Annotated in this window: 24 protein-coding genes; 11 read left to right on the forward strand and 13 right to left on the reverse strand. The window is 72.7% G+C overall.

Features of this window, described 5'->3' with window-relative positions; all coding sequences use genetic code 11:
* Window positions 1-105 precede the first annotated feature (105 nt).
* From EV562_RS07175 to EV562_RS07190, 4 genes are all read right to left on the reverse strand, one after another.
* Entirely contained in the window at window positions 106-624 is a 519-nt protein-coding gene (locus tag EV562_RS07175) for an RICIN domain-containing protein (RefSeq protein ID WP_166661634.1), read from the reverse strand.
* A gap of 302 nt (window positions 625-926) precedes the next feature.
* Complete coding sequence (locus EV562_RS07180; RefSeq protein ID WP_133885801.1) at window positions 927-1412, reverse strand: cupin domain-containing protein; 486 nt, start codon at window positions 1410-1412, stop codon at window positions 927-929.
* A 237-nt stretch (window positions 1413-1649) separates the two neighbouring features.
* Window positions 1650-1883, reverse strand: coding sequence for a DUF397 domain-containing protein (locus EV562_RS07185; RefSeq protein WP_133885802.1), 234 nt, complete (start codon window positions 1881-1883; stop codon window positions 1650-1652).
* Complete coding sequence (locus tag EV562_RS07190) at window positions 1865-2695, reverse strand: helix-turn-helix transcriptional regulator (RefSeq protein WP_133885803.1); 831 nt, start codon at window positions 2693-2695, stop codon at window positions 1865-1867. Before EV562_RS07190 ends, EV562_RS07185 begins: the two co-directional genes overlap by 19 nt.
* Window positions 2696-2809: 114 nt before the next feature.
* Between EV562_RS07190 and EV562_RS07195 the strand changes: the two genes are divergently transcribed.
* The 4 genes from EV562_RS07195 to EV562_RS07210 are packed head-to-tail and all read left to right on the forward strand — an operon-like array spanning window position 2810 to window position 4846.
* A complete protein-coding gene (locus EV562_RS07195) occupies window positions 2810-3016 on the forward strand; it encodes a hypothetical protein (RefSeq protein WP_133885804.1) in 207 nt (68 codons plus the stop codon).
* The gene (locus EV562_RS07200) at window positions 3013-3231 is read left to right on the forward strand and encodes a hypothetical protein (RefSeq protein WP_133885805.1); all 219 of its coding nucleotides are present in this window, start codon (window positions 3013-3015) and stop codon (window positions 3229-3231) included. The genes EV562_RS07195 and EV562_RS07200 overlap by 4 nt, the downstream gene beginning before the upstream one ends.
* Before the next feature lie 22 nt (window positions 3232-3253).
* Window positions 3254-4000 (forward strand): DNA repair protein RecO, encoded by a 747-nt coding sequence (gene recO / locus EV562_RS07205; protein WP_166661635.1) that lies wholly within the window; start codon window positions 3254-3256, stop codon window positions 3998-4000.
* Window positions 4001-4012: 12 nt separating this feature from the next.
* Window positions 4013-4846 (forward strand): isoprenyl transferase, encoded by an 834-nt coding sequence (locus tag EV562_RS07210; protein WP_133885807.1) that lies wholly within the window; start codon window positions 4013-4015, stop codon window positions 4844-4846.
* A 92-nt stretch (window positions 4847-4938) separates the two neighbouring features.
* On the opposite strand, the gene EV562_RS07215 is transcribed toward EV562_RS07210, so the two are convergent.
* From EV562_RS07215 to EV562_RS07230, 4 genes are all read right to left on the reverse strand, one after another.
* On the reverse strand, window positions 4939-5358 hold the full coding sequence (locus EV562_RS07215) for a transcriptional repressor (protein WP_133885808.1): 420 nt from the start codon (window positions 5356-5358) through the stop codon (window positions 4939-4941).
* A gap of 62 nt (window positions 5359-5420) precedes the next feature.
* Window positions 5421-6323: a metal ABC transporter permease gene (locus EV562_RS07220; RefSeq protein WP_133885809.1), complete on the reverse strand. Its 903-nt coding sequence runs from the start codon at window positions 6321-6323 to the stop codon at window positions 5421-5423.
* Window positions 6323-7093, reverse strand: coding sequence for a metal ABC transporter ATP-binding protein (locus EV562_RS07225; protein ID WP_133885810.1), 771 nt, complete (start codon window positions 7091-7093; stop codon window positions 6323-6325). The genes EV562_RS07220 and EV562_RS07225 overlap by 1 nt, the downstream gene beginning before the upstream one ends.
* 49 nt (window positions 7094-7142) lie before the next feature.
* Entirely contained in the window at window positions 7143-8111 is a 969-nt protein-coding gene (locus tag EV562_RS07230) for a zinc ABC transporter substrate-binding protein (protein ID WP_133885811.1), read from the reverse strand.
* 176 nt (window positions 8112-8287) lie between these two features.
* Between EV562_RS07230 and EV562_RS07235 the strand changes: the two genes are divergently transcribed.
* Window positions 8288-9670, forward strand: coding sequence for a glycine--tRNA ligase (locus EV562_RS07235; protein WP_133885812.1), 1383 nt, complete (start codon window positions 8288-8290; stop codon window positions 9668-9670).
* Between the two features lie 143 nt (window positions 9671-9813).
* On the opposite strand, the gene EV562_RS07240 is transcribed toward EV562_RS07235, so the two are convergent.
* A complete protein-coding gene (locus EV562_RS07240) occupies window positions 9814-10887 on the reverse strand; it encodes a chitinase (RefSeq protein ID WP_133885813.1) in 1074 nt (357 codons plus the stop codon).
* A 147-nt stretch (window positions 10888-11034) separates the two neighbouring features.
* Between EV562_RS07240 and EV562_RS07245 the strand changes: the two genes are divergently transcribed.
* Window positions 11035-12045: an aldo/keto reductase gene (locus tag EV562_RS07245; RefSeq protein WP_133885814.1), complete on the forward strand. Its 1011-nt coding sequence runs from the start codon at window positions 11035-11037 to the stop codon at window positions 12043-12045.
* A gap of 26 nt (window positions 12046-12071) precedes the next feature.
* Complete coding sequence (locus EV562_RS07250; protein WP_133885815.1) at window positions 12072-12659, forward strand: TetR family transcriptional regulator; 588 nt, start codon at window positions 12072-12074, stop codon at window positions 12657-12659.
* Window positions 12660-12662: 3 nt separating this feature from the next.
* Here EV562_RS07250 and EV562_RS07255 read toward each other — a convergent pair whose 3' ends face one another.
* Window positions 12663-13817 (reverse strand): serine hydrolase domain-containing protein, encoded by a 1155-nt coding sequence (locus tag EV562_RS07255; protein ID WP_133885816.1) that lies wholly within the window; start codon window positions 13815-13817, stop codon window positions 12663-12665.
* Between the two features lie 70 nt (window positions 13818-13887).
* A complete protein-coding gene (locus EV562_RS07260; RefSeq protein ID WP_133885817.1) occupies window positions 13888-15318 on the reverse strand; it encodes an MFS transporter in 1431 nt (476 codons plus the stop codon).
* A 101-nt stretch (window positions 15319-15419) separates the two neighbouring features.
* Here EV562_RS07260 and EV562_RS07265 point away from each other — a divergent pair, with 101 nt between their 5' ends.
* From EV562_RS07265 to EV562_RS07280, 3 genes are all read left to right on the forward strand, one after another.
* Window positions 15420-16325 (forward strand): helix-turn-helix domain-containing protein, encoded by a 906-nt coding sequence (locus EV562_RS07265; protein WP_208298304.1) that lies wholly within the window; start codon window positions 15420-15422, stop codon window positions 16323-16325.
* Between the two features lie 111 nt (window positions 16326-16436).
* A complete protein-coding gene (locus tag EV562_RS35980; protein ID WP_347877066.1) occupies window positions 16437-17438 on the forward strand; it encodes a hypothetical protein in 1002 nt (333 codons plus the stop codon).
* A 10-nt stretch (window positions 17439-17448) separates the two neighbouring features.
* The gene (locus EV562_RS07280; protein WP_133885818.1) at window positions 17449-21825 is read left to right on the forward strand and encodes a cation-translocating P-type ATPase; all 4377 of its coding nucleotides are present in this window, start codon (window positions 17449-17451) and stop codon (window positions 21823-21825) included.
* Between the two features lie 217 nt (window positions 21826-22042).
* Here EV562_RS07280 and EV562_RS07290 read toward each other — a convergent pair whose 3' ends face one another.
* A complete protein-coding gene (locus EV562_RS07290; protein WP_133885819.1) occupies window positions 22043-23488 on the reverse strand; it encodes an MFS transporter in 1446 nt (481 codons plus the stop codon).
* Window positions 23489-23607: 119 nt separating this feature from the next.
* Here EV562_RS07290 and dusB point away from each other — a divergent pair, with 119 nt between their 5' ends.
* A complete protein-coding gene (gene dusB, locus EV562_RS07295) occupies window positions 23608-24774 on the forward strand; it encodes a tRNA dihydrouridine synthase DusB (RefSeq protein ID WP_133885820.1) in 1167 nt (388 codons plus the stop codon).
* Here dusB and EV562_RS07300 read toward each other — a convergent pair whose 3' ends face one another.
* Window positions 24775-26562, reverse strand: coding sequence for a CDP-alcohol phosphatidyltransferase (locus EV562_RS07300; protein WP_133885821.1), 1788 nt, complete (start codon window positions 26560-26562; stop codon window positions 24775-24777).
* Window positions 26563-26584: the final 22 nt, after the last annotated feature.

Below are 26584 nucleotides of genomic sequence, written 5' to 3' on the forward strand. Positions count from 1 at the left end.
GAGCCTCGCGGAGCGGAAGGGCTCGCCCCATCCGGGTAACGACCCGAAAAGCAGGGGGGTTTACCCCAGGCGTCCATCACCGGGGGCCGGGTGGAAGCGGCTCGGTCAGCGCCACTTCTGGTTGTACGAGGAGTTGCAGCCGATCGTGCGCAGGCCGAAGGAGCTGTCGTCCAGGCACTCCCCGGTGGCCTGGTTCTCGAAGGTCACCCGGTCGCCGCTCGCGTACACCCACCAGCTCTGCTGCTCCGACGAGTTGCACGACCGGGTGTCGAGCGTCACGCCGTCGTCGTACAGGCAGTCTCCGGTGGCGACGTTGCGGAACTGGCGTGTGCCGTCGTTCCACACATGGACGCTCCACCGCTGGTAGACGCCAGTGTTGCACTCGTAGCCGCGCAGGCCGTACTGGCTGTCGTCGAGACAGGAGCCGGTGCCCATGTTCGCGTATGTCTCGACCGCGTCCGCTGCGATGCGGGCGCCGGACGCGGGGCCGGCATCGGCCTGGGCGGCCATGACGGTACGGGTGCCGAGCGTCGGCTGTGCGGATGCGGCTGCGGTGCCGCCGGCCAGGATTCCGGCCGTCGCCAGAAGCGCGAGAGACCCCCGGTGCCAGGAACGTGAACTCATGGAACATCCTCTCGTGTGGCGCCGGGTGATGCCGCCCGCGAGAGAGGGCGGCTTCTCACCGGCGCCGGGTGACGGGCGGGCCCGCACCGTTTCGGTGGCCGCCCTGTGTCCGTCGACCATAGGGAGCGGCCCGGTGAGGCCGCCATCATTACGACGTGGGTCGAAATGACCTCTTCGGGCCGCGGCGTCGGTGTAAGGCGCCCGGAACTCTCGTGGGCGGGCAAACGCCGAGCACCGCGGTCGACGGAGAGCACGGAGCGGAGGGGCGCACCGGGCGGCGTCGGGCAGGTCGTACCCGCCCGTCAGTCCCCGACGAAGAAGCTGTCGTGCCGAACCTGGAACTCCCGCAGTTCCTCGCCGCCGCGCCGAGCGAAGTCGGCGACCTGCTCGAAGTACTCCTCCCGCGGGGCGCCCGGGGAGAAGAGCATCAGCATGGACAGCGGGTCGTCGCTGTCGTTCTTGAAGGCGTGCAGCCCGCCGACGGGGACGTACAGGAAGTCGCCCTGGCGGCCGGTGACCCAGCGCTCGCCGTTGTAGAGCTTCACCTCTCCCGACAGGACGTAGAAGGACTCCGAGATGGCTCGGTGGAAATGCGTCTTGGCGCCGGGCGCCTTGGGCCCCATGTCCACCTTGTACAGCCCGAACTCGCCCCCGGTGGAGGCGTGGCTCGCGAGGTAGTGGGTGGTCGTGCCGCCGGGGGAGACGATGTCCGGCGGGGTGTCGGCCGGCCTGAACACGGCGTTGATCTCACCCTTTTCGCCGAGGTAGCGCGGCTCCGGGTACGACATGGTGCACCTCCGTTGTGGTGATCGACGGAGGTGAGTCTGGTCGACCGGGGGCGCCTCGGTCATCGTCCGGAAGATCGACGAGGACGGGGACGCAAGGCGCAGGCCGTAGGTCGCGGGGGCGTCCTGCGCCGAGAGAGAACCGCCACCAGCCGCCCGGCACCGAGGCGCGGTGGCGTGCCTCGGTCATCCGTCTCTCGGCGCCGCTCGCGCGCTTCCCGCTCGTGCCGGAGCGCCCCTTTACTCGAATCGCGGAGGCACGGCACCGGCGAAGAAGCGGGTGACCTCCACGGTTCGTACGAACTCCGTCCAGGCCGCCGGCCCGACGACGACCACCGCCCCACCGGCCACCTTGCTGTCCCGGACGGGTACGACACCGGGCACTCCGTGGGCGACCTCGACGCAGTTGCCTCCGTCGCCGTTGCTGTACGTGCTCTTGCGCCAGCGGGCGTCGCTCAGGTCGTACTCGCGCATCGTCTGAATTCCTCAGCCGCCGATCGGACCAGGGCGAGGGACGCCTCCGGCGACAGTGCGGCGCCCCTGATCAGATCGTAGGCTCGGCGGGCGCGGTGCACCACCGCCGGATCGTCCAGCAGGCTTCCCGAAAACGACGTCTCTGTATAGGCGGTTGGCGGAGCATCCTCGAACTCCATGAGGCGAAGGGACCCGCTGTTGGCGGGAGCACCCGCCGAGAAGGGGAGGACTTGGAGCAGCACCTTGCGTTCGGCGGCCATCAGGCACATGTGCTCCAGCGTCCGCGCCGTCGCTTCGGCACCGCCTACGGGAACGTGGAGCACGGTCTCGTGCACCACCGCCCAATACACGGGTCGTGCAGCGTCGTCGAGGATCCGCGACCGTTCCATGCGGGCCGTGACCCTGTCCTCGACGAACTCGTCGGCCGCGAAGGGATGTGTCGCCAGGGTGAGTGCCCTGGCATAGGCGGGTGTCTGAAGAAGCCCGGGGACCACGGTCGGTTCGAAGTCGCAGACCGTGGATGCCAGCCGCTCCAGCTCGACCACTCCCGCGAAGTAATCCGCATACCGGGGATCGTCGATCAGCTTCCTGCACAAGCGCTCGAAAATACCGTCGGTTTGTAGCGCCTCGTCAATCCTCTGTGCCACATCCAACTGCGGTTTCCGAATTGCCTGTTCGAACTGGCCGATGTACCCACCGGAGACGAATACCCGCGCACCCAGCTCCACTTGGGTGATTCCGGCGTCCTCGCGGCGTCGTTTCAACTCCGTTCCGAAGAACTCCCACGCGGCTTGCCGTGAACCGTTGGCCATGACCAATACCCCCACGCTGACACGCACTTGTAGTGCACATACTCCTGCCGAGTGTAGGTGCCGCCCGGCATTCTGGGGGCACGAAGAGTGAAGTCGTAAAGGGATGGGAAAGCGATGGAGGCACGGTACTCGGCGTTCTGCGTCGAAGGAGCGGAGGACACGGTGAAGGAATTGCGCGCGGCACTCGCGGAGGCGGGAATCACTCTGCCCTCCCTCGGGCTCGACCCGGTGAGTCTCGCGCGGGAGGCGCCCTGCCCGCTCGTCGAATTGGGCCGGTGTTCCGTGGAGACCGCGCGGCGCCTCGCGGCGGTGCTGCGATGACGACGCCGCCCGTCGGGGGCCACGCCGTGGACACCCGCAGCGGACGGGTCGGGATCGTCATGGGGCACGAGGGGCCGTACGTGCAGATGCGGCCGTACGGCGGCGGGCGGGAGTGGGACGCCCGGCCCGGTGACGTACGCCACGCCACCCCGTCCGAGCGGCTCAGCGCGGCGATGGCGTACACCAACGCCAGGAGCCGTGGCGAGGTCCCTTGAAGCATGCGCGAGAATGGACGGCATGAGTCTGTTCCGCGACGACGGCATCGTGCTGCGCACCCAGAAGCTGGGCGAGGCGGACCGGATCATCACCATGCTCACGCGCGGTCACGGACGGGTACGCGCCGTGGCACGCGGGGTGCGGCGCACGAAGTCGAAGTTCGGGGCGCGGCTGGAGCCGTTCTCGCACGTGGACGTGCAGTTCTTCTCGAAGGGCAGCGAGCTGGTCGGGCGCGGTCTGCCGCTGTGCACGCAGAGCGAGACGATCGCGCCGTACGGTGGCGGGATCGTGGCCGACTACGCTCGGTACACCGCGGGGACGGCCATGCTGGAGACCGCCGAGCGGTTCACGGACCACGAGGGTGAGCCCGCGGTGCAGCAGTACCTGCTGCTCGTCGGCGCGCTCAGGACCCTCGCCCGGGGTGAGCACGCGCCGAACCTGGTGCTCGACGCGTTCCTGCTGCGCTCGCTGGCCGTCAACGGGTACGCCCCGACCTTCGGGGACTGCGCGAAGTGCGGCCTGCCCGGTCCGAACCGGTTCTTCTCGGTCGGCTCGGGCGGCTCCGTCTGCGTGGACTGCCGGGTGCCGGGCAGCGTCGTACCCTCGCCGCAGGCCCTGGAACTGCTCGGGGCGCTGCTTGCGGGAGACTGGGGCACGGCGGACGCGGCCGAGCCGCGGTACGTCCGGGAGGGGAGCGGACTGGTCTCCGCCTACCTGCACTGGCACCTGGAGCGGGGACTGCGCTCCCTGCGGTACGTCGAGAAGTAGGAGAGAACCGATATGGCCGTACGCGGGATTCTGGGGCGCCAGCGCCGGGAGTACAGGACGCCGGAGCCGCACCCGTCGGGCGCGCGGCCGCCGAAGCTCGGTGAGCTGGTTCCGGGGCACGTGGCGATCGTCATGGACGGCAACGGGCGCTGGGCCAAGGAGCGCGGCCTGCCCCGCACCGAGGGCCACAAGGTCGGCGCCGAGCAGGTCATGGACGTCCTGCAGGGGGCGATCGAGATGGGCGTGGGGAACATCTCGCTGTACGCCTTCTCCACCGAGAACTGGAAGCGTTCGCCGGAAGAGGTGCGCTTCCTGATGAACTTCAACCGGGACTTCATCCGCAAGTCCCGCGACACCCTCGACGCGCTGGGCGTGCGGGTGCGCTGGGCGGGCCGGATGCCGCGGCTGTGGAAGTCGGTGGCCAAGGAGCTCCAGGTCGCGCAGGAGCAGACCAAGGACAACGACCGGCTCACCCTGTACTTCTGCATGAACTACGGCGGGCGGGCCGAGATCGCCGACGCGGCGCAGGCCCTCGCCGAGGACGTGCGGGCCGGGAAGCTCGATCCGTCCAAGGTCAACGAGAAGACGCTCGCGAAGTACCTGTACTACCCGGACATGCCGGACGTCGACGTCTTCCTGCGGCCGAGCGGGGAGCAGCGCACGTCCAACTACCTGATCTGGCAGAGCGCGTACGCCGAGCTGGTCTTCCAGGACGTGCTGTGGCCCGACTTCGACCGGCGCGACCTGTGGCGGGCCTGCCTGGAGTTCGCCTCCCGGGACCGCCGCTTCGGCGGCGCCGTCCCGAACGAGGAACTGCTCGCCATGGAGGGCCGCAGTACCAAGTAGGCCGGGGCGGCGAGATCAAGCCCGTCCGGCGATTGAGGACGAGGCCGTTCAGGCCGAAAGGGGGCCCGGGGCACAGCCCCGGCCGTACCCGCTCAACCGCCGGCGGCACCCGCGCAGTCGGCGCAGGTGCCGAAGATCTCCACGGTGTGCGCCACGTTGACGTAGCCGTGCTCCGCGGCGATGGCCTCGGCCCACTTCTCCACCGCGGGGCCCTCCACCTCGACGGCCTTGCCGCAGGCGCGGCAGACCAGGTGGTGATGGTGGTCGCCGGTGGAGCACCGGCGGTAGACGGACTCGCCCTCGGCGGTGCGCAGGACGTCGACCTCGCCGGCGTCGGCGAGGGACTGAAGGGTGCGGTAGACCGTGGTGAGCCCGACCGCGTCGCCCTTGTGCTTGAGCATGTCGTGGAGCTCCTGCGCGCTGCGGAACTCCTCGACCTCCTGAAGGGCGGCCGACACGGCAGCCCGCTGCCGGGTGGCGCGGCCCTTCACGGGCGGTCCAGCGGTGCTCACTGGATTCCTCCTCACGTCTTCACGGCTTGCCGGGCCATTGTGCCAGCCCGGTTCACCCGCGGTCAGACGCCGACCTCGTCGGCGGCCCCCCTGGTGGCCGGAATCTTGCACTCCGCCGGATCCGCGGCGGGCTGCGCGGCGGCCAGGGCCCGCGCGCGTCGCCGGGCCAGCGGGGCGGCCAGCAGACTCAGCACGACGAACGCGCCGATGGTGAGCAGCACGATCGTCGCGCCGGGCGGCACGTCCTGGTAGTACGACGTGACGGTGCCGCCGATCGTCACGCTCACCCCGAGCGCGACGGCGATCGCGAAGGTGGCGGCGAAGCTGCGGGTGAGCTGCTGCGCGGCGGCCACCGGGACCACCATCAGCGCCGACACCAGCAGCAGGCCGACGACGCGCATCGCGACCGTCACCGTGACCGCCGCCGTGACGGCCGTCAGCAGGTTCAGCGCGCGCACCGGCAGGCCGGTGACCCGGGCGAACTCCTCGTCCTGGCTGACGGCGAACAGCTGGCGGCGCAGGCCGACGGTGACGAGGGCCACGAACGCGGCGAGCAGGCAGATCGCGGTGACGTCGGACTCGGAGACCGTCGACAGCGAGCCGAAGAGGTACGAGGTGAGGTTGGCGTTGGAGCCGCCCGGCGCGAGGTTGATGAACATCACGCCGCCCGCCATGCCGCCGTAGAAGAGCATGGCGAGGGCGATGTCGCCGCGGGTCCTGCCGTACCAGCGGATCAGCTCCATGAGGACCGCGCCGAGGACGGAGACGAGGGTCGCCATCCACACCGGGGACCAGGAGAGCAGGAAGCCGAGGCCCACGCCGGTCATCGCCACGTGGCCGATGCCGTCGCCCATGAGGGCCTGGCGGCGCTGGACCAGGTAGATGCCGATGGCCGGGGCGGTGATGCCGACCAGCAGGGCCGCCAGCAGGGCCCGCTGCATGAAGGCGTAGTTCAGGATTTCCATCAGCTCAGCAGTCCCGTACGGATCGGTTCGGCGCCCGCGGGGGCGTGCGGGTGGACGTGGTCGTGGCCGGGCAGCGCGTGCTGGCCGACGGCCTCGGGCGGCGGGCCGTCGTGCAGGACGCAGCCGTCGCGCAGCACCACGGCCCGGTCGATGAGCGGCTCCAGCGGGCCCAGCTCGTGCAGGACGAGGAGGACGGTGGCGCCGGCCGCGACCTGCCCCCGCAGGGTGGCCGCCAGCACTTCCTGGCTGGCCAGGTCGACGCCCGCCATCGGCTCGTCCATGATCAGCAGTTCGGGCTCGGCGGCGAGCGCGCGGGCGATCAGCACGCGCTGGTGCTGGCCGCCGGAGAGGGCGTTCACCGAGTCCTTGGCGCGGTCGGCCATGCCGACCAGGTCGAGGGCGCGGCGCACGGCCTCGTGGTCGGCCTTGCGCAGGACGCCGAAGCGGGCCCGGGAGAGGCGGCCGGAGGCGACCACCTCGGTCACCGTGGCGGGGACGCCGCCGGCGGCCGTGGTGCGCTGCGGGACGTAGCCCACGCGCGCCCAGTCGCGGAAGCGGCGCCGCGGGGAGCCGAACAGCTCGATCTCGCCGGCCGTCACCGGCACCTGGCCGATGATCGTGCGCACGGCCGTGGACTTGCCCGAGCCGTTGGCGCCGAGGAGCGCGACCACCTGGCCGCGCCGCACGGTGAGGTCGATGCCGCGCAGGACGGGGCGCGAGCCCAGCTCGGCGCGGACGCCGCGCAGGGATATGACGGACTCGTCGCTCACGATGTCCTCCGTAACGGTCGAACTGCTGGGGGATGCTGCTTGCTCGGCGTCACTCGGCGCCGAGGGCGGCCCGGAGCGCCTTGAGGTTGGCCTCCATGACCGCGACGTAGTCGTCGCCCCTGGACTGGTCGGTGATGCCTTCGAGCGGATCGAGGACGTCCGTCTTCAGGCCCGCGTCCTTGGCGAGAGTCTTCGCGGTCTTGCCGGAGACCAGTGTCTCGTAGAAGACGGTGGTGACGCCGTCGGCCTCGGCCTCCCGCTGGAGCTCCCTGATCCGGGCGGGGCTGGGCTCGCTCTCCGGGTCGAGGCCGTTGATGGCCTCCTGGGTGAGCCCGTAGCGCTCGGCGAGGTAGCCGAAGGCGGCGTGGTTGGTGAAGAAGACCTTGGTGCCGGTCTTCGCCAGGCCGTCCCGGTACGCCGTGTCCAGGCCGGCCAGCTTCTTCGCCAGCGCCTCGGCGTTCTTGCGGTAGTCGTCGGCGTGGTCCGGGTCGGCCTTCTCGAAGGCGCCCGCGACGCCCCTGGCGATCTCGGCGTACTTCACCGGGTCCAGCCACACGTGCGGGTCGGGGCCGTGCTCGCCCTCCTCGGAGTGTTCCTCCTCGGCGTGCTCCTCGCCCCCGTGGTCGTGCTCGACGTCCCCGTGGTCCTCGAGCGTGGTCAGCGAGGCCGCGTCGATCTTGGTCTTGGCGTCGGACTGGGCGACGGCCTCGTCCACGGCGGGCTGGAGGGACTTCAGGTAGAGCACCGCGTCGGCCTCGCCCATCCGCGCGGTCTGCCGGGCGCTCAGCTCCAGGTCGTGCGGCTCCTGGCCGGGCTCGGTGAGCGTGGTGACGTTCACGTGGTCCCCGCCGATCTGCTCGGCGAGGTACTGCATCGGGTAGAACGACGCGACGACGTCGAACTTGTCCGTGTTGCCGGCCCCCGCGCCGTCGGTGGAGCAGGCGGAGAGGGTCCCGAGGCCCAGTGCGGTGGCCGCGGTGACTGCTATGCCGGAGATGCGGCGTCGTCGTGCGTTCATGACACTCATTTTCAACAAATATGGAAACCGTTGTCAACAAGCGGTCGCTCACGCGGATGGGAGCCCCCGATTTGGCCGAGGGGCGACCCACGCCGGTAACCTGAAGCATTCTCTGGAAGCGTCTCGCTTCGCCCGCCGCACCAGTCAGTCACCGTCGTCGTAATGAAGAGAGCACCGTGGCCGCCGACAAGATCGACACCATCGTCAGCCTGAGCAAGCGCCGTGGCTTCGTTTTCCCCTGCAGTGAGATTTACGGCGGTCAGCGCGCCGCCTGGGACTACGGCCCGCTCGGTGTCGAGCTCAAGGAGAACCTGAAGCGCCAGTGGTGGCGCTACATGGTCACTTCGCGCGAGGACGTCGTCGGTCTCGACTCCTCCGTGATCCTGGCCCCCGAGGTCTGGGTGGCCTCCGGTCACGTCGCCACCTTCACGGACCCGCTGACCGAGTGCACCTCCTGCCACAAGCGGTTCCGCGCGGACCACCTGGAGGAGGCGTACGAGGAGAAGAAGGGCCACGCCCCGGAGAACGGCCTCGCCGACCTCAACTGCCCCAACTGCGGCAACAAGGGCACCTTCACCGAGCCCAAGCAGTTCTCCGGTCTGCTCTCCACCCACCTCGGCCCGACCCAGGACAGCGGCTCCGTCGCCTACCTGCGGCCCGAGACCGCTCAGGGCATCTTCACCAACTTCGCCCAGGTGCAGACCACTTCGCGCCGCAAGCCGCCGTTCGGCATCGCCCAGATGGGCAAGTCCTTCCGCAACGAGATCACGCCCGGCAACTTCATCTTCCGCACCCGCGAGTTCGAGCAGATGGAGATGGAGTTCTTCGTCAAGCCGGGCGAGGACGAGAAGTGGCAGGAGTACTGGATGGAGCAGCGCTGGAACTGGTACACCGGCCTCGGCATGCGCGAGGAGAACATGCGGTGGTACGAGCACCCCGCTGAGAAGCTCTCCCACTACTCCAAGCGCACCGCCGACATCGAGTACCGCTTCCAGTTCGGCGGCAGCGAGTGGGGCGAGCTGGAGGGTGTCGCCAACCGGACCGACTACGACCTCTCCTCGCACGCCAAGGCCTCCGGCCAGGACCTCTCCTACTACGACCAGGAGGCCCAGGAGCGCTGGACGCCGTACGTCATCGAGCCGGCGGCCGGTGTCGGGCGGGCGATGCTCGCCTTCCTGCTCGACGCGTACATCGAGGACGAGGCGCCGAACGCCAAGGGCAAGCTGGAGAAGCGCACGGTGCTGCGCCTCGACCCGCGGCTGTCCCCGGTGAAGGTCGCCGTGCTGCCGCTGTCCCGCAACCCGGAGCTGTCGCCGAAGGCGAAGGGGCTGGCGCAGGCGCTGCGGCAGAACTGGAACATCGAGTTCGACGACGCAGGTGCGATCGGGCGCCGGTACCGGCGTCAGGACGAGATCGGGACGCCGTTCTGTGTCACGGTCGACTTCGACACGCTGGACGACAACGCGGTGACCGTGCGCGAGCGGGACACCATGAAGCAGGAGCGCGTGTCGCTGGACCAGATCGAGGGGTACCTCGCGTCCCGGCTCGTCGGCTGCTGAACGTCCGTTGCGGTGAGGTACCGGGGGGCTCTGCCCCCTGGACCCCCGGAACGCCGAACGCCCACCCACCACCCGGCTCGGCCGGGTGAGGGTGGGCGTTCGGCGTTCCGGGGGCCTTGGTTCCGGCTCGGCGGCTCGGCGGCTCAGCGGCCCTGGAGGGACTTCACGTTGTCGCCGAAGGTCCAGTTCTTCGAGCCGTCCCAGTTGAGGGACCAGGTCATCAGGCCCTTGAGGGAGCCGTTGTAGCGGTTCCAGGCCTGGGCGACCAGGGACGGTGACATGTGGCCGCCGCCCGCGCCGGGCTGCGCGGGCAGGCCCGGGACCTGCTTGTCGTAGGGCACCCGGATCGTCGTGCCCTGGATGACCAGTCCCTTGTTCAGGCAGTCGGTCTGGGCGGTGAAGCCCTGCACGGTGCCGGCCGAGTAGGAGTCGCCGGAACAGCCGTACATGCTGCCGTTGTAGTACTGCATGTTCAGCCACCACAGGCGGCCGTTGTCGGCGTACTTCTTGATGATCGGCAGGTACGCGCCCCAGATGGAGCCGTAGACCACGCTGCCGCCGGTGACGTACGCCGTCTCCGGGGCCATCGTGAGGCCGAAGTTCGCGGGCATCCGGGCCAGCACGCCGTCGATGATGCGGATCAGGTTGGCCTGGGACGTGGAGAGTTGGCCGATGCTGCCGCTGCCGGTGAGACCGGTCTCGATGTCGATGTCGATGCCGTCGAAGTTGTACTTCTTGAGGATCGGCACGATCGTGTCGACGAAACGGTCGGCCACGGCGGTCGAGTTGAGGTCGATGCCGGCCGTGGCGCCGCCGATGGAGAGCAGAATCGTCTGCCCCGACGCCTTGGCCGCGCACATCTCCGCGGGCGTCGCCACCTTCACGCCCGCGTCCATCCCGTCCTCCCACAGGGCCGTCCCGTCGGAACGGATCACCGGGAAGGCCGCGTTGAGGACGTTGTAGCCGTGGGCGGCGATCCGGGAGTCGGTGATCGGGGTCCAGCCGAAGGGCGGGTGGACGCCGTTGGCGGCGCCGTCCCAGTTCTCCCAGTAGCCCTGGAGGACCTTGCCGGCGGGCTTCGACTTCACGGCGCAGGTGTCGGCGGCCGGGGCCGGGGCCGCGCCGGCGGGGGCGGCGGACGCGCCGACGGCGGTCAGGGGGGTGAGGACGGCTGCCGCGAGAGCGGCGGCGAACAGGCGGAGTCTGCGACGGATCATGCGGCTTGCCTCCTGTGTGGGGGTGAGGTGGCGCAGGCATGACAATGCTCTGGTCCAGACCATTCGTCAAGAGAATGCGGGCGGGTGGTGACAGATGAAGGGATGACAGATATTGAAATCTGTCACCTGTCATGCGAGGCTCGGTACATGACGATGAACACCCGCCCCCTCGGAACCACCGGCCCCCAGGTCTCCGCCCTCGGTCTCGGCTGCATGGGCATGTCCGCGCTCTACGGCGAGGCGGACCGGGCCGAGTCGATCGCCACCATCCACGCCGCCCTCGAAGCGGGCGTCACCCTGCTCGACACCGGCGACTTCTACGCCATGGGCCACAACGAGATGCTGATCGGCGAGGCCCTGCGCGGCGCACCCGCGGCCCGGCGCGAACAGGCCCTGCTCAGCGTCAAGTTCGGGGCCCTGCGCGACGCCGACGGCGGCTGGTCCGGATACGACGGACGCCCCGCCGCCGTGAAGAACTTCGCCGCCTACTCGCTCCAGCGCCTCGGCGTCGACCACATCGACGTCTACCGCATCGCGCGTCTCGACCCGGACGTGCCGATCGAGGAGACGGTCGGCGCGATCGCCGAACTCGTCGAGAAGGGCCACGTGCGCCACATCGGCCTCAGCGAGGTCGGTGCCGGGACCATCCGCCGGGCCGCCGCCACCGCGCCGATCTGCGACCTGCAGATCGAGTACTCCCTCGTCTCCCGCGGCATCGAGGCCGACATCCTGCCGGCCACCCGCGAACTGGGCATCGCCGTCACCGCGTACGGCGTCCTCTCGCGCGGCCTGATCTCCGGCCACTTCACCCCTGACCGGCAGCTCGCCCGGAACGACTTCCGCGCTCACTCGCCCCGCTTCCAGGGCGACAACCTTCGGCACAACCTGGACCTCGTCGAGGCCCTGCGGAAGACCGCCGAGGCCAAGGGCGTCACCGTCGCCCAGATCGCCATCGCCTGGGTGCTGGCGCAGGGCGAGGACATCGTGCCGCTGATCGGTGCCCGCACCCGGGAACGGCTCGCGGAATCGCTGGGCGCGCTGGACGTCACGCTGGACGCCGCCGACCTCGCCGCGATCGAGGAGGCCGTGCCCGCGGGCGCCGCCGCGGGGGAGCGCTACGCGCCGGCCGCGCTCGCCCACCTCGACAGCGAGCGGTGACCGTGCCCGAGGGTACGGTCTAGGCCATGGCACCGACCTCCGAGACCCTGACCGCCGAGCGCATCCTCGAAGCCACCGAGGAGGTGTTGCGTCGCCACGGTCCGGCCAAGGCCACGGTGGTCGACGTGGCCCGTGCGCTCGGGGTCAGCCACGGCAGCGTCTACCGCCACTTCCGGACGAAGGCCGCGCTGCGCGAGGCCGTGACCAAGCGGTGGCTGGACCGCACCTCCGAGGCGCTCGCCGGGATCGCCGCCGAGGACCGGGACGCGGAGGAGCGGCTGCGGGACTGGGTGCGGACCCTGTCGGGCGCCAAACGCCGCAAGGCCGGTGACGACCCCGAACTGTTCGCCACCTACCGGGTGCTGGCCAAGGAGAACGGTGCCGTGGTCAGCCGGCACGTCACCGACCTGATCGACCAGCTGACCCGGATCGTGCAGGCGGGCCTGGACGCGGGGACCTTCACGGCCCGCGACGCCCGGGGCACCGCCCGCGCCCTCTTCCACGCCACCTGCCGCTTCCACAAGCCCGTGCACGCCGGGGAGTGGGACCAGCCGGGGATCGAGGACGACCTGGAGGACGTCCTCGACCTGGTGATACGCGGCCTGCGCGGCTGAACGTCAGACGCCGGCCGCGCTCCGCCAGAAGGCACGCATCAGCGGCGTCGGTTCCGGGCCCGTCATGGCCACCTGGGTGAGCAGGATCGCGGTCGTCCCGGTGGCCGGGACCAGATGGGCCGTGGTGCCGCTGCCGCCGACCCAGCCGTAGCGGCCCGGCACGTTCCACGGCTCCGCCCGGTCCACGTCGACCTGACCGCCGTAGCCCCAGCCCTGGCCGAGGAGGAAGAGACGGCCCGCCTCGCGCTGTCCGCGCGTCAGGTGGTCGGTGGTCATACGGCCCACCGACGCGGGAGAGAGGACCTGCCGGCCGTCCACCGCGCCCCGCGCGTGCAGCATGCGCGCGAAGGCCAGCCAGTCGTCCGCCGTCGAGACCAGCCCGCCGGCCCCGGACGGGAACGGCGGCACGGAACTCCACTGCCCGTCGGGCCCGTCGAAGAGTTCCAGGGCACCCGCCGCGGTGGGCGTGTACTGGCTGGTGAAGCGGTACCGCTTCGCGGGCGGCACCTCGAACGCCGTGTCCGCCATGCCCACCGGCTCCAGCAGGCGCTCCGCCAGGGCCTCCGGCAAGGGCCGGCCGGTGACCCGGCCGATCAGCACGCCCTGTAGGTCGGAGCAGGTGTTGTACAGCCAGGCCGCTCCCGGCTGATGCAGCAACGGCACCCGGGCCAGGCCCGCCAGCCACGCGTCGGGCTCCGGTGCCCGACGCGGGTCCAGGCCTCCCTGGTGCGCCGCGAACAGCGCCTGCGCGCCGGGCAGCGAGAAGTCCGACGGGAAGCCCCAGCCGGCCCGGGAGCTGAGCAGGTCTTCCACCGTGATCGCGCGCTCCGCCGGAACCACGTCGTCCAGGGCGGCGGCCGGGTGGCGCAGCACCATCGGCTTCGACAGCTCCGGCAGCCACGTGTCCACCGGGTCCTCCAGCGCCAGCAGGCCGTCCTCGACCAGCCCCAGCAGGGCCGCGGCCACGATGGGCTTCGTCAGCGACGCGATCCGGAAGAGGCTGTCCCGTGTCATGGGGGCGCTGCCGTCGGTGTCCACGTGTCCGACGGCCACCACCTCCGCGTCGTCACCGCGGGCCACCAGCGCCACGGCCCCCGGCACTGTGCCGTCGTCCACGTGCCGCTGCAGGGTGGCGCTCAGTGCGTTCGCGTCGTTCATGGGCGGGCCTCCGGTTCGTCGTCGTCGTGGTGTCGACTCCGGTCGCGTCCGGAACTCATCGGCGGCCGGCTCAGCCGATCCTCCGGGGCAGACGCAGGCCCAGCAGGCCGGTCAGGACCACCGCCGCCAACTGCACCAGCAGCGTCGTCACCAGGGCGTCGCGCATGCCCATGCCCGGGATCAGCGACAGGAACAGGGTGCCCAGGGTCGCCACGCCCAGAGCCAGCGAGGACTGCTGGACGGTGATCATGACGCCGCTGCCGACGCCCGCGCGCACGGCGGGTACCTCCGACAGGACGACCCGGAAGATCACGGGGAGTTGGAGCGCCTGGCCCGCCCCGGCGACCGCCGCGCCCGGCAGCAGTTCGACCACGCCGAGGCCGGGCCAGGAACGCCACGCGGCCAGCGTCATCAGGGCCAGGCCCACTCCCTGGAGGGCGGCGCCGGTGGGCACGACACGGGTGCCGTACCGGGCGACCAGCCTCGGTCCTGCGAGGGAGAAGACGAAGAACACCGCCGCGAGCGGGGCCAGCGCCAGTCCCGCGGCCACCGGACCCAGACCCGCCCCCTGCTGCAACGCCACCGCGATGACGAACATGAAGCCGCTGAAGCCGATCGAGAACGGCACGATGAGCGAGAGGCCGCGGCGCAGCGACACGATCGCGAACAGGCTCGGCGGGACCAGGGGCGTACGGCCGGCCCGGTCCGCCCGGCGCTCCACCGTGAAGAACGCCGCCGCCGCGAACGGGAACGCCGCCAGCGACAGCCACGTCCACAGCGGCCAGCCCGCCGCCCGGCCCTCGGTGAGCGGGACCAGCAGAGTCAGGAGCGAGGCGGCCAGCAGGAAGGTGCCGGGGACGTCCACCGGCTCGGGGCGCGCGGAGCGGGTCTCGGGGACGGCGCGGGCGGCCAGGACGAGACCCGCCAGGACGACCGGCACGTTCACCAGGAAGACGGCACGCCAGCCGGTGCCCGCGATGTCGGCGGCCACCAGGACACCGCCCAGGATCTGACCCGCCACCATCGACAGGCCGGCCGTGGCGCCGTACAGGCTCATGGCCTTCGCGCGCCGGGGACCGGACGTGGTCGCCTGGATGGTCGCCAGCACCTGCGGCAGCATCGCGGCGGCCGAGGCGCCCTGCGCCACCCGCGCCGCCACCAGCGACCACGCGTCCGGCGCCAGTCCGCAGGCCAGCGAGGTCAGCCCGAAGGCCGCCATGCCGCCCAGGAACAGGCGGCGCCGGCCGAAGAGGTCGCCGAGCCGGCCGCCCAGGACCAGCAGGACGGCGTACGCCACCCCGTATCCGGCGACGACCAGTTCCAGGACCGCCTCGCCCGCGGACAGGTCCGCGCCGATGGTGGGCAGGGCGACGTTGACGATGAAGAAGTCGACGAGCGGGAGGGCCGCGGCCAGCAGCACGGTGAAGAGCCCGAGACCGCCGAGCGGGGGCGGCACCGCGGGGCCCGGACGGACGGGACGTGAAGTGAGGATGTCGGTCACGCGATCGAGCCTGCGACTGATCCCAGGGTGGTACCAGAGTCTCCTTGTGCTGGTAGTGGAAGTACCTGGCAACAGGGTTCCGGACACGGCACCCTGGAGGCATGACGACAGTGACGGGTCAGGAGACGACGGCACCGTCCCGGCCCCGGGACACCGGCTCGGAGATCCGGCGGCACGAACTCGCCGCCTTCCTGCGCAGCCGCCGCGAGCGCATCGCGCCCGAACAGGTCGGGCTGCCCCGCGGACGCCGCCGCCGCACACCGGGGCTGCGGCGCGAGGAGGTCGCCCAGCTCTCGGCCGTCGGCGTCACCTGGTACACCTGGCTGGAGCAGGCCCGCGACATCCACGTCTCCGTGCAGGTCCTCGACGCACTCGCCCGCGCGCTGCTGCTCGACCCCACCGAGCGCGCCCACCTCTTCCGGCTGGCGGGGGCCGTCGACCCGACGCCCGCGACGGCCTGCCCGGCCATCACCCCGGCGGTGCGCGCCCTGCTGGAGCAGTTCGAGCCCTACCCGGCCTGCGTGCAGAACAGCCGGTACGACATCCTCGCCCACAACCGCACGTACGGGCTGCTGCTGTGCGACCTGGACGCGGTGCCGCCCGAGGACCGCAACTGCATGGTCCTCTGCTTCACCCACGAGGAGTGGCGCTCCTCGATCGTCCACCTGGAGGAGACGCAGCGGCTGATGGCCGCCCGGTTCCGCGCGACGATGGCCGGCCACCTCGCCGAGCCGGCCTGGAAGATGCTGCTCAAGCGGCTGCGCACCCAGTCGCCGGAGTTCCGGGAGGCCTGGGAGCGGCACGAGGTCGTCGCGCACCGCGGGAAGCGCAAGGAGTTCCTCAACCGGCACGTCGGCCGCATCCGCGTCGACCACACCGACCTGTGGCTCGGTCCGGAACCCGGGCCCCGGATGGTGACGTACGCGCCGGCCGACGACGTCTCCCGGGAGCGGCTGGAGAAGCTGCACGCGATCGCCCGGGAGCGGGAGCCGGCTGCCTCGGGGTGAGCGCCCGAGGTGCGGGAACCCCGGGAAATGCGGAAGGTGATGTTCCCGGGGTTTCCCAGGCTTGCCACAGCCCGGGTTCCCACCGCACGGACAGGGCGAGGACGAACAGTCATGGCTGAGCAGAAGTCGGCGCGGACACTTCCGCGGCCGTTGCACGCGGCCGCTTCGGCGGTGCGGAAAGTGCCGGGTGCCGAGACGGCGGGCAGGGTCGCCGAGGGCGCGCTGGACAGGATCGGGGCGGTGTCGCCGCGCGGGCGGCGCGTGCTCGTCTACACGGGCGCCGGGGTGCTGGGCGTCGCCGGACTGGTGGAGTGGCCGGTGGCCGCCACCGGAGCGGCGGTGGCCTGGCTGACGCAGCAGCGCGGGCGGAACGGGCAGGCCCGGCAGAACGGGAACGGCAACGGGAACGGCAACGGGAGCGGGAGCGCGGCGAAGGGCCGTGAGGGGGCGGGGGCCGGTAACGGCGCCCAGGGCGCCACCGGCACGAAGACGGCCACGAGGCCCGCCCGGACGTCGGCCAGGAAGACCACCGCCAGGGCGGCCGCCACGAAGACGGCCGGCACGGGCGGTACGGCCGGTGCGGCCGGGAGGGCCACGTCGGGCGCCGGCGGGGCGAAGAGCACCGCGGCCAAGAGCACCGCGGCGAAGAAGGCCACCGGTGCCGCCAAGTCCACGGCCGGGTCCACGGCCGCCAGGTCCGCCGCCAGGCCGGCGGCCACCACGGCCGCCGCCGCGAAGAAGTCCGCCGCGAAGAAGACGACCGCGAACAAGGCCACGGCGAACAAGGCCACGGCCAAGAAGACGACGGCCAAGAAGACGACGGCCAAGAAGACGACCGCGAAGAGCACGGCGGCGAAGAGCACCGCGGCGAGGAAGACGGCGGCGAAGAGCACCGCGGCGAGGAAGACGGCGGCGAAGAGCACGGCGGCGAACAGGACCACGGCCAAGAAGACGGCCGCCAAGAAGAGCCCCGCCAAGAAGACCGCGTCGCCCACTCGGAGCAAGAGCCGGTCGGGAAACCAGACGTCCTCCAGCCGGCCCTCCGCCACGGGCGGCAACCGCGGACGCGGCCGCAGGACGGCCGCCTCCTCGCGCACCCGCAAGTCCGGCTGAGGGGGAGCCGATGCCCGGTGGACTGCTGACGCGTTCCCAGGATGCCGTCACGGGGTTCGTGCTGGCCGGTCCCCGGCTGCTCGCGCGCGGCACCGCGCCCGCCGTGGGCGCCGCGGCCGGCGCGGCGGCGGGCACCGCACGAGCCGGTGTGCGCGGCGCGGACTTCGCGGCGCGGGCGGCCCGGGTCGCCCGCGCGGCGCTGCCCGGCGGGCCGCGGGAGTGGCGGGTCGGACACCGGGCGCACCTCGCGCTGCGGCCGGCCGCGACGGAAGAGGTGCGCCGGGCGGGCGGCACGGAACGCGTGGCGCGGCAGGTGGCGGAGGCCCTGGCCGAGCACCCTGACGTGCTGCTCGCCTACTGGGACAGCGGACTCGCCCGGCTGGTGGTGACCGCGACCGAGGACGCGCTCACCGACCGCGTCGTCGACCACGCCGTCGAACTCGCCGAGCGCCACGGACTCGCCCGCGCGGACCGGGCCGACCGAACGGTCCCGGACGACCCGGACGAGGCGGACCACCCCGGCGACCCGGCCCCGGTGCGGGTCGCGGCGGCCGCGCTCGGGGCCGACGTCCTCGGCGTCGCCGCCGCCGTGACCGGTGCGCGGCTGCGCCTGCCGGCCTCGCCCCGCCTGGTCACGGCCGTGACGACCCTCCTGCGTGAGAACCCGGCCTTCCGGGCCTGGCTGCGCGAGCGGCTCGGCGACCACCGCATGGACGTGGCGCTGGCCGCTGCCAACGCCGCCGCCCACGGCGCCGGACAGAGCCCCACCTCGCTGGTGCTCGACGGGGCGCTGCGCGTCTGCCAGTTGACGGAGGCGCTGGCGCGGGGAGCCGCCTTCGAGGTCGTGCACGACCGGCTGTGCGTCCCCGGCCGGGGCAGCCTGCCCGCCGGAGGTGCCCTGCGCCCGCCGCCGCGCACCTCCCCGGCCCAGGAGTACGCCGCCCACGCCTCGGCCGGCAGCGTGGCGGGCGCCGCGGCGACCCTGCTGGTCAAGCACGACGTGACGGAGGCGGCGGAGGCGGTGCTCGCCGGTTCGCCGAAGGCCGCGCGCTACGGACCCGCCGCCTTCCACGCCGTCCTGAGCGCCGCGCTGTCCCGTACCGGGGTGCTCGTGCGCGACCCCGGGCGGCTGCGGCAGCTGGAGATGGCCCGCACGGTCGTCCTGCACCCCAGCGCGCTGCGGGCGCCGGACGCGGGCGCGGACCCGTGGACCGAGGACGTGCTGGACGCCGCGCGGCGCGCGGGACTGCGGGTGGTCATGGTGGAGGACCCGGCGCTGGCCGACTTCACCGGCCTCGCCGACCAGGTCGTCGGCGCCGGGCGCCCGCTCGCGGAGGTCGTGGCCGCGCTGCGCTCCGAGGGCGGCGTCATCACCGTCGTACGGCCGCTGCCCGGTGACGACGCGTCCGTGTCGGCCGGGCTGCTCGCCGGGGACGTGGCCGTCGCGCTGGCCGACGCCGACTCGCCGGTGGCCTGGGGTGCGGACGTGCTCGCCCCGCAGGGGCTCGCGGACGTGTGGCGGGTGCTGCGGGCGGTGCCGGTGGCCCGCGCGGTCGGGAGCCGTTCGCAGACGCTGGCCCGGTCAGGGGCCGCGCTGTCCGGGCTGCTGGTGGCGGTCGGCGAGGCGCGCGGCAGACGCCGGGGCGGGGTGTCCTCGCTGCTGGGGATGCGGCACGCGCCGGTGGACGCGAGCGCGGCGGTGGCCCTGCTGTCCGGGACGCGGGCCGCGCTCGGCGTGGCCATGGCCCGCGCCCCGCACCCCCGGGCCCGGGTGGCGTGGCACGCGCTGCGTCCGGACGACGTACGTGAGCGGCTGGAGCGGGAGCGTGAACCCGAGCCGACCGCCGTCGAACAGGCCACCGCCCGGCTGCGGGCGGCCGCCGAGCGGGCGGGCCACGTGCCCGCGCTGGCCCCGGCGCGCTGGTCGTGGCAGCTGGCCCGGGCCGTACGCGGGGAGCTGGACGACCCGCTCACCCCGGTGCTCGCGGTCGGCTCGGCCGCCTCCGCCATCCTCGGGTCGGTCGTCGACGCGATGCTCGTGGTCGGCGCCCTCGACCTGAACGCGCTGGTCGGCGGATTCCAGCGGCTGCGCGCCGAGCGGGCGCTGTCCGGCCTGCTGGCGGAACAGACGCAGAAGGCCCGGGTCACCGAGGAGCACATCGGCCCTGACAGCGCGGAGTCCGCGGCGGAGGGCGAGCCGCGGATCGTGGACGCGGCCAAGCTGCACCCCGGCCACGTGATCGAGCTGAAGGCCGACGACGTGGTGCCCGCGGACGCCCGGCTGCTGTGGGAGGACGGCCTGGAGGTGGACGAGTCCGCGCTGACCGGCGAGTCGCTTCCGGTGGACAAGTCCGTGGACCCGGCGCCCCGGGCGCCCGTCGCCGAGCGGTACTGCATGGTCTTCGAGGGCACCACCGTGGTGGCCGGCCGGGCCCGCGCCGTCGTCGTCGACACCGGCGACCACACCGAGGCGGCGCGCGCGGTGGCGCTGGCGGCCCGGACACCGTCGGCGGCCGGAGTGCAGGCCAGGCTCCAGGAGCTGACCCGCAAGGCACTGCCGCTCACCCTGGCGGGCGGCGCCGCGGTGACCGGTATCTCGCTGCTGCGCGGGGCGCCGATCCGGCAGGCCGTCGCCGGTGGCGTGTCGGTGGCGGTGGCCGCCGTGCCGGAGGGGCTGCCGCTGGTGGCGACGGTGGCCCAGCTCGCCGCGGCCCGCCGGCTGAGCCGCCGGGGCGTCCTGGTGCGCACCCCGCGCACGCTGGAGGCGCTGGGCCGGATGGACACCGTCTGCTTCGACAAGACGGGCACCCTCACCGAGAACAGGCTCCGGCTGTCACGGGTCGCGGGCCCCGACGGCACGGTCCGCAAGGCGGGCGACCCGTCCGCCGCCGACGCCGTACGGACCGCCGCGCGCGCCTGCCCCCGGCTGGACGGCGACGGGACCCGGCCCACCCACGCCACCGACGAGGCGGTCCTGGACGCGGCCGGGGACGACCCGAAGTGGACACAGCTGGAGGGCCTGCCCTTCGAGACCTCCCGCGGCTACGCCGCCGCCGTCGGACGGGAGGGCGCGAGGGGTCGCGCCGTGCTGGTGGTCAAGGGCGCCCCGGAGACGGTGCTGCCCGCCTGCGCCGGCCTGCCCGCGGACGCCACCGAGGTGGCGCAGCGTCTCGCCGGTGCCGGACTGCGCATCATCGCGGTGGCGCGACGGACCCTGGAGAAGGGCGAGAAGACGGCCGACGTCCTCGAACAGCCGCCCTCACGGCTGGAGTTCACCGGACTGCTGGCGCTCGCCGACGTGCCCCGGGAGACCTCCCCCGCGCTGGTGCGCGGGCTGCGCGAGGCGGGCGTGCGGCCGGTGGTGCTCACCGGCGACCATCCGCAGACCGCGCACGCCATCGCCGTCGACCTGGGCTGGCCCGAGGACGCGGTCGTCGTCACCGGCGACGAACTCGCCGCCGCCGACCGCACCGCCCGCTCCCGGATGCTGCGCGACGCGGACGTCGTGGCCCGGGTGGCGCCCGAGCAGAAGCTCCAGGTCGTCGAGTCGCTGCGGGACGCCGGAAGGGTCGTCGGCATGGTCGGCGACGGCGCCAACGACGCCGCCGCGATCCGGGCCGCCGACATCGGCGTCGGCATCAGCGCCCGCGGCTCGGCCGCCGCCCGCAACGCCGCCGACCTGGTGGTCACGGGTGACGACCTGCTGGTGCTGGTGGAGGCGGTGCGGGAGGGCCGGGCGCTGTGGCACAGCGTCGCCGACGCCATCGCCATCCTGATCGGCGGCAACGCGGGCGAGGTCGGCTTCGGCATCCTCGGCACGGTGCTGGCGGGCTCGTCCCCGCTGTCCACCCGCCAGATGCTGCTGGTCAACCTGTTCACCGACCTGTTCCCCGCGATGGCGGTCGCGGTGACCAAGACGGGGGATCCGGAGCAGGAGGCCGCCGACGCGGGCGCGCCCCTCGGCACGGCGGTGCTGGGCGAACCCCTCATCCGGCAGATCCGGCACCGGGCCCTGACCACGGCCCTCGGGGCGACCGCGGCCTGGCTGCTGGGCCGCTTCACGCCGGGCACGGAGCGGCGCTCGACGACCATGGCGCTGTGCGCGGTCGTCGGCACCCAGCTCGCCCAGACCCTCGCCGACCGCCGCGACAGCCGGCTCGTCCAGGTCACCTCCCTGGGCTCCGCCGTCGCCCTGATCGCCCTCGTTCAGACCCCCGGCGTCAGCCGCCTCTTCGGCTGCACCCCGTTGGGCCCGGTCGCCTGGACCGGCGTGGCCGCGGCGATCACCCTGGCGCTGGCGGGACAGCGGGCGCTGCCGGGCGTGGAGGACGCGATCGCGAGGTACTGGCCGAGGGTGACGGAGCGGTTGCCGCAGCTGCCCCGGTGAGACGGGGCAACCGCGAGGCGGCGGCCGCGGCGGACACGGCGGCCGGCGCGGCGAGGCGGGGCCCCGGTCCGGCCTCGGTCGGCGACCGCTCCGGTCCGGCCTCGGTCGGCGACCGCTCCGGTCCGGCCTCGGTCGGCGACCGCTCCGGTCCGGCCTCGGTCGGCGACCGCCCCGGTCCGCCCCGGTCCGCGGCGGGTCCGTCACACCCCCCCCGCGGTCACACCCCCGCCCGCGCCGACTCCCGTACCTCCGGCGACCGCAGGCGCTCGGCCGTCCGCTCCGCCGTGCGGTGGGCCCAGCGCCCGCTGGTGACGGCGCCCAGGACGAGGACCGCCAGGCCGCAGGTGGCCAGGATCCACCAGCCGGGGCGGGCGGCGGAGACGAAGGTGTCGCGGTACGACGACGCGCCCACGCCCGTCGCCAGCACCGCGCCGATCACCGCCACGCCGAGGGTCTGGCCCAGCTGGCGGCTGGTCGAGGCGACGGCCGCTGCGACCCCGGCCTGGGCGCGGGGCATGCCGGAGACCGCGGTGTTGGTGATGGGCGCGTTGACGAAGCCGAAGCCGACCCCGAACAGGACGTAGCCGAGGAAGAGGGTGACGTCGGAGGTCTCGGCCTCGAAGGCGGCGAACAGCGTCCCGCTGACGGTCAGCGCGCCGCCCGCGATCAGCAGCGGCAGGCGCGGCCCACGGCTGCCGACGAGACGGCCGGAGAGCGGGGCGCACAGGAAGGTCGGGACGGCCATCGGCAGCATCCACAGGCCGGCCTCCAGGGCGCTCAGCCCGCGCACGTTCTGCAGGTACAGCGTGGACAGGAACAGGAAGCCGCCCAGCGCGGCGAAGGCGCTGACCGCGATCACGGTGGCCCCGCTGAACGGCGCCGACCGGAAGAAGCGCAGCTCGATGAGCGGGTCGGTGCGCCGGGGCTCGTGGACGAGCAGGCCGACCAGCGCGGCCAGCGCCAGGGCGGCGAAGGGCAGCACGCTGGTGAACCCGGCGTCCGGCGCCTCGATGATCGCGTAGGTCAGGGAGCCGAACAGCACGATCACCAGGAGCTGGCCCAGCGGGTCGGGGCGGCGGGCCTTCGGCGCGCGGGACTCGGGGACGAAGCGGAGGGTGAGGAGGAGGGCGGCCAGACCCACCGGCAGGTTGACCCAGAAGATCGAGCGCCAGCCGACCGACTCCACCAGCACCCCGCCCACCAGCGGACCGGCGGCCATGGATATGCCGACCACCGCGCCCCAGACGCCGATCGCGCGGGCGCGCTCGCGCGGGTCGGTGAAGGTGTTGGTGATGATCGACATGGCCACCGGGTTGAGCATCGAACCGCCCACCGCCTGCATCATCCGGAAGACGATCAGCGAGGACAGGCCGGGGGCCAGCGAGCACAGCAGCGAGCCGAGGGTGAAGATCACCAGGCCGGTCATGAAGACCCGCTTGCGGCCGATCCGGTCGGCGGTGGAGCCGGAGAGCATCAGCAGCGCGGCCAGCACCAGCGTGTACGCGTCGATGGCCCACTGCAGCCCCGACGTGCTCGCGTGCAGGTCGCGCTGCATGGAGGGGAGGGCGACGTTGAGGATCGTGTTGTCGATGCTCACGATCAGCAGACTCATGCAGCAGATGGCGAGCACGAGCATGCGGCGGCGACGGGTCAGCTCGGGCATGGACTCCATCGTACGCCCGCTTCGATAGTGCGGCTAACTAATGACCCATACATGATCTTCGTCGTCCGGGCGCACCGGAGCCGCGACGGGCACCGCCGCGCGTACGTGACAATGGAGGAATGTCCACGCTCACCACGCCCGCCCCCCACGCCACCGCCGCGCCGTTGCAGATCGGCCCGCACGCCGTCGCGCCGCCCGTGGTGCTGGCGCCGATGGCGGGGATCACCAACGCTCCCTTCCGCACGCTGTGCCGTGAGTTCAGCGGCGGCAAGGGCCTGTTCGTGAGCGAGATGATCACCACGCGGGCCCTGGTCGAGCGCAACGAGAAGACCATGCAGCTCATCCACTTCGACGCGACCGAGACGCCCCGCTCGATCCAGCTGTACGGCGTGGACCCGGTGACCGTCGGCAAGGCCGTCCGCATGATCGCGGAGGAGGACCTCGCCGACCACATCGACCTGAACTTCGGCTGCCCGGTCCCGAAGGTCACCCGCAAGGGCGGCGGCTCGGCCCTGCCGTACAAGCGGAACCTGCTGCGGGCCATCGTCCGCGAGGCCGTCACCGGCGCGGGGGACCTGCCGGTCACCATGAAGATGCGCAAGGGCATCGACGACGACCACCTCACCTTCCTCGACGCGGGCCGCATCGCCGTCGAGGAGGGCGTGAGCGCCATCGCCCTGCACGGCCGCACCACCGCCCAGCACTACGGCGGCACCGCCGACTGGGACGCCATCGCCCGCCTCAAGGAGCACGTCCCGGAGATCCCGGTGCTCGGCAACGGCGACATCTGGTCCGCCGAGGACGCGCTGCGGATGGTCCGGGAGACCGGCTGCGACGGCGTCGTCGTCGGGCGCGGGTGCCTGGGACGGCCGTGGCTCTTCGCCGACCTGGTCGCCGCCTTCGAGGGGCGGACCGACTCCTTCGTCCGGCCCACGCTGCGCGAGGTCGCCGACGTGATGGTCCGGCACGCCACCCTGCTCGGGGAGTGGATCGGCGACGAGGCCCGCGGGGTCATCGACTTCCGCAAGCACGTCGCCTGGTACCTCAAGGGCTTCGCCGTCGGCTCCGAGATGCGCAAGCGGCTCGCGATCACCTCCTCGCTGGAGGCGCTGCGCGCGGGGCTGGACGAGCTGGACCTCGACCAGCCCTGGCCGGCCGGCGCCGACGGCCCCCGCGGCCGTACCTCCGGCAACAACAGGGTGGTCCTGCCGGACGGCTGGCTCAAGGACCCGTACGACTGCGCGGGCGTCGGCGAGGACGCGGAGCTGGACACCTCCGGCGGCTGATCAGCCACCGGCCCCGGTGGGGTGCGGGACGGAGCCGTACGCCGTCAGGAAGCGGTCGCGGAAGGAACTCATCGGCCACACCGGGGCGTCCTCGGCGGGCCTGAGCCCCTCCGTCCAGTTCCAGTCGTCGATCGCGTCGAGCACCTTCGGGTCCTTGGCGACGACCGACACCGGGACGTCGCGGCTCGCCCGGTCGCCGCTGACCCGGGCGAGCGGCTGGTGGTCGCCGAGGAAGACGAGGACGGTGTCGTCGGTGCCGTAGCGCTCCAGCCACTGCGTGAGACTGGTGACCGAGTACTGGATGGACCTGCCGTACTCCTCCTTCGAGCGGGCGGAGTCGGTGATGACGTCGGCCGCCCTCACGCCCGACGCCTCGATGCCGTCGTACACCGAACCGTCGCCGATCTCGTCCCAGCCGACCGTCCGCGGGATGGGTGCCCAGGGCTGGTGGCTGGAGGTGAGGATGACCTCCGCCATCAGCGGCTTGTCGCGTTTCCTGCCGTGCTCCAGGCGCTGGAACGCCTCCAGCGCGTACTGGTCGGGCATCGTCGACCAGCTGAACTTCGGTCCCCGGTAGCCCATGCCGAAGGCGTCGTACACCTTGTCCAGGCCGTACCAGTCGGCCTCCGGCCAGGCCTTCTGCACCCCGGGCATGATCCCGACGGTGTCCCAGTCGCCGGTCTTCTCGAACGCCTTGGTGAGGGTCAGGTGGTCGCCGGCCGTGACGGTGCGGTAGCGCTGCTGGTTGTCCACCCACAGGCCGGACAGGAAGGTGGAGTGCCCGAGCCAGCTGCTGCCGCCGTACGTCGCCGAGGTCAGCCAGCCGCTGCGGGCGTGGAAGCCCGCCTTCGCCAGCGCCTCGGTGCGCGCGTCCAGGGTGCGGTCGACACCCGGTGCCATCACCGGGTCCTCGATCGCGCTGCGGCCGTAGCTCTCGATGAACGTGAAGACCATGTCCTTGCCGCGCAGGTCCGGCACCAGCTGCGCGCCGGGCGTGGCGCCGAAGCGGTCCGCCTTCGCCTCCTTCGCGAAGGCCGCCTCGTCCCTGAGGGTGTCCACGACCCGGTGCGCCTGCGCCTCGGCGGCCCGGGAGGCGCTGCTGGTGGCGATCGGCAGCCCGAAGGTCTGCACGCCCAGCGCCACGCAGGTCATCCACACGGTGCCCGCCATCAGCGCGCCCCGCGCCGCCCGCTCCCGGTGCGCGGCGAGCAGCTCGCCGAGCCGGACCGCCGCCAGCGCCGTGAGCACCAGCAGCGAGACGGCCAGCACGACGGCGCCCACCGCGGCCCAGGCCGCCGCCGCCCCGCCCATCGAGTCCGCCACGAAGGACTGGGCGTCGTCGAGCAGGCTCCAGTCCAGGACCAGGTTGAAGCTCCGGCCGAGGTACTCGGTGAAGCCCATGTCGAGCAGGTTCAGCACGGTCAGGGAGCCGAGTGCGGTCCCGAACAGCGCCGCCGCCACCCGACGCGGGATCCGGGGCAGGCAGAGCAGCAGCACCGCCGCGATGACCGCCTCCACCGGGATCCGCGCGAAGCGGCTGGGCTCCAGGGCGGTGAGCCTGTTCGGCAGCAGCAGGGCGCAGAGCACGAGAATGGCCGAAAGTGCGGTCGTGGTCCGGCGGACGGCGAGGGCGGTACGCGGGTGCCGGGTGCGCCACGCACGGTGGTGCGCGAGACGGGCCCGGAGGGCCTTCCCGGCACCGGGCGGGACGGAACCGGGTGCGCCGGGGGTCTCGGGGCCGCCCTCGGCGGGCTGCGGTGGCCGGGGAGAAGGCGTGATGACGGGCACCCGAAGGTCCTTCCGTGCGAAA

Source organism: Streptomyces sp. BK208, assembly GCF_004364245.1.
GTDB lineage: Bacteria > Actinomycetota > Actinomycetes > Streptomycetales > Streptomycetaceae > Streptomyces.